The organism is Crenothrix polyspora (assembly GCF_900163755.1).
Lineage (GTDB): Bacteria > Pseudomonadota > Gammaproteobacteria > Methylococcales > Methylomonadaceae > Crenothrix > Crenothrix polyspora.
Genome location: NZ_FUKI01000081.1, coordinates 1 through 3,552 on the forward strand (window position 1 = coordinate 1; position 3,552 = coordinate 3,552).

Genomic DNA, 3,552 nt, shown 5'->3' on the forward strand with positions numbered 1-3,552 from the left:
TATTGGCGTAATTTGCCAATCGCAGCAGCTGCATGAGATTCCCCGCACTTTTAATCACACCCTGGTCAGTCAGCCTCTCCACTGTCACACGGTCACCGTATTTTTTGGGTGCGCCCCTTCCGGCATAAGGCTCTGTATACTGGAAATACAGCTTGGAGTCATGGCGCAACTTTGAAATCAGATGCAAGCCTTTCTGCTTGACCAGCTGCAACCCCGCATTATTGCCCAAAGCACCATCATACAAAAAATAGCACGGCCTTATATCGCAACCCAACAACAGTAAGGCTTGCCCAATGCAGCCTTGCAGTTGTAATTGAAAAGCAGAAAGCTCAACTTGAGTACGATCCTTATTCTTGCTGTCTTTGGGTCTGCCTACTTTGTCTTTTTTTACTTTTTTCTTCACCGCTTTCGGGGCTGTTTCCTTTGCTTCATCACGCACCAATTGCTCGGCTACTAATGGGTAAGACTTACGTGTTTCAACGTTTACCAAAGATAGATTCAAGAAACACAAGCTAGGAACTGGTCGTTTTTGTATCGAAGAATAAAACTTTGCCAAACCATGTGTTTCCTTACCAGACTTGGTTACCACCACTTCATCACCCGCAATAAGCCATACTCCACCAGTACCCCTTATACTGAGATATTGCTTGATCAATGCCCAACGTAACTTTGACCAGTCGTGTGTGCCGTTGAAAAAACGCTGGATAGACCGGTAACTGCCGCCTTTTTCCGCCCACCTCGAAATGCCCAGCATCGTTACGCGCCCTGACATCGCTAATGTTGCCTCGATTATCACTGTAAGTTTCTTGAATTCGCAGGGACTTAATAGTGGACGAAGCAATTCAAGGGTTGTTATGATTTCAATCATGGCCAGATTTAGTGGACTATGGTGGTGTAGGAACCCTACAGTCTACTGTTTCTGGCCTTCAATTTGTTAAACCCACTCATTTCACCTTACCCTAAGCGTTATTTTTGTAATTTTATGTTTTTTATAAAAACATTGAAAAATGTGAAATTGCATGTAAAATTATTATTTTATATTATTGGCGAATGATAAGTTTATGGAAACAACATTGCAAGCTATCCGTGCCCCTAAATACAAAACGAAAATTGTCAGTGACCTGCTTATCGGAAATCACGTTTCAGCCTATCAACTTAAAAAGATAACAGGTAAAGAAAGTATAGATGGTTCCAAGATTGGTTATTCCCCAACTGATATAAGACGTATAAAAGTTGCGCTTTATGGCATTGATGAAAATCAAAAAAATAAAAATAGGCCACCCATAATAAATGTCAGAATGGCGAAGGGAGGTACTGGTAAATCATTGATTTCAGCAAATATATCCTCAGCATTTGCAATGTTAGGCTATAAGGTTTTAGCTATAGATGGTGATCCTCAGGCCTCCTTAACCAATATATTAGGAGTGGATTCATCGGCAGAAGACATTGTCCACATCGGGCATTTGATGGAACAGTTTGATACAAAAAATACGGTTTCTATCAAAGATGCGCTGAGGCCAATTTATCCTGGCAATATGCTTGATTTGATTCCAGCAGATATAACCATGACGCAAACAGACAATTGGCTCATTTCCAGGCTGGGTCGAGACTTGATTTTTGACCGCTTTGTCATTAATACCCCTGATTTTTTTAACCAGTACGATGTCATTGTAATAGACAGTGCGCCTGGAACTACCCTGCTTTCTTATAATTTAATGGCTGCTTGCAAGACTATTCTTGCTGTTGCTTGGCTAGATCGTGAATCTGTAAAGGCCATGAATTTGCTTTTTAGTAATATTATAGAAATTAACAGGGCCTATCCGGATAAAAAATTGGATGTAGAAATTGTTGCTAACGGTTATCACCCTTCCTATCGGCATTGTAAAGAAGCACTATCAATTCTTGCAGAGACATATAAAGATTTAATGAATGAAAATGTAATACCTCATTACAGTGGTTTTGTTCGGCAACAGTCATTTTTGACAGAGGAGTCGAAAGGGCCGTTGATTGAACAAGAACCTAATTCTGTAGGGGGACGCGTTATTTTGGAGTTGGCCAAAAGCCTATTGACGCGCTATGGCATAACACTTTCCGGTTTTGACGAAAATATTAAACCAAACATAAGGTAATAGGCTTTAACTATGAAAATGAGCAATTTATTAGGTTCTGGAAAAATTCCAGAGGCCGACCAGAATGTCGTCAGTAAGATGCCACAGTTAGTATCTAACAATCCGACAATGCAAGTGCCTGATGCGGCACCTGGCATTGACGAGGTTGACATGAGTCAAGCTTCAAATACCCTTGAAATTTCTTTGCATCAAATTGATATTTCGCCCTTTCAGCCACGGATCATTTTTGACAGCAATGAATTGCAATGTTTAGCGGATTCTATTGCATTAGGGACTTTAATTGATCCGATTACTGTTAGACAAAAAGAAGATGGCCGTTATGAATTAATTTCAGGTGAGCGAAGATATAGGGCGCATCAAATTTTGGGCTATAAAAATATTCCTGCCGTTTTAAAAATACTGGATGATAAACAGTCAGCACTATTATCAATTGCTTCAAATACAGTACGTGAAAATTTGACTGATTTTGAGTTGGGAATGTCCTTTAAAAAATTGTTGGACAACAAATATGTTAAGTCAGTTGTGGAGCTGGCTCGGTATGTTGGAATATCTCGGCAACAAATTGATCGGTGTCTCGATTTTTCAAAGTTGCCTTCAAATGTAATTAAGATACTCGAAATTCAGCCTAATCTATTTGGCGCTAATTGCGCTGAATTTTTAGCTGGCTATATGGCTAAGGGTTTCGAAAATAATGTTACTCAAGCCGTAGACATGATTGCTAATGGCGCAACTGAACAAAAAGCAATGTTTTGGTTAAAAAACCAATGTGGATTGCCAATCAAGAGAACTTCGGCAAAGAAAAAAGTTGATTTATTTTTTAAGCAGAAGCATTTTGGTGATGCTTATATAGAAAAAAATAAAGTGATTATTCAGTGTAATTCTGATTCTAAACCGTCAGAAATTCTTAAGAATATTCATGAATATTTTTCTGAAAAATCATAAATAATCAATTTAAAACATTGGCTTATGAAAAAATACCTATTAGGTACTTTTGTTTTTAATGAAATTATTTCGTTATATAATGATTCACTACCGTACACTTTTTTGAATTTTAAAAAAAGCGATTTAATTTCAACTTGTTAATCGTATCGCTATGCAAAACGGAGGTATCTTTAGGTTGTCAGACAGTAATCTTTTTAAAAATCTCCGACCCATTGTGAATAAGCTTAAATCGCATCGCTTTGAGCGATGAATAATTTTTTGCTAACTTTGTTGCAAAGCATACTCGCCTAAATAAATCATCCAAATATAAGCCAAAGCCACTGCAATAAGTAATCGAGATACTCGCTCTGGGCATTTCAGACCACTTTTATGTACATTAAATCCGCGACCTTTTATATCTGAAAATAAAGTTTCAATCCTAAAACTCACATTGAGCGGCTATCACCCATAGGAAAGTTGATATATATTTGCTACCGTGGGG

At 38.2% G+C, this 3,552-nt stretch carries 3 protein-coding genes; 2 read left to right on the forward strand and 1 reads right to left on the reverse strand.

What is annotated here, in order from left to right; translation table 11 throughout:
* Positions 1–796, reverse strand: a 796-nt coding sequence (locus CRENPOLYSF2_RS04745) for a transposase (protein ID WP_176371038.1), incomplete at its 3' end; no start/stop codon positions are given.
* 265 nt (positions 797–1,061) lie between these two features.
* Between CRENPOLYSF2_RS04745 and CRENPOLYSF2_RS04750 the strand changes: the two genes are divergently transcribed.
* Both CRENPOLYSF2_RS04750 and CRENPOLYSF2_RS04755 read left to right on the forward strand, forming a co-directional pair.
* A complete protein-coding gene (locus tag CRENPOLYSF2_RS04750; RefSeq protein WP_087142806.1) occupies positions 1,062–2,129 on the forward strand; it encodes a ParA family protein in 1,068 nt (355 codons plus the stop codon).
* Positions 2,130–2,141: 12 nt separating this feature from the next.
* Complete coding sequence (locus CRENPOLYSF2_RS04755; protein WP_087142807.1) at positions 2,142–3,071, forward strand: ParB/RepB/Spo0J family partition protein; 930 nt, start codon at positions 2,142–2,144, stop codon at positions 3,069–3,071.
* Positions 3,072–3,552 lie beyond the last annotated feature (481 nt).

Excerpts from the sequence above, each read along its gene's own strand:
- CRENPOLYSF2_RS04750 (WP_087142806.1), top strand. The coding sequence starts at position 1,062 with ATGGAAACAACATTGCAAGCTATCCGTGCCCCTAAATACAAAACGAAA.
- CRENPOLYSF2_RS04755 (WP_087142807.1), top strand. The coding sequence starts at position 2,142 with ATGAAAATGAGCAATTTATTAGGTTCTGGAAAAATTCCAGAGGCCGAC.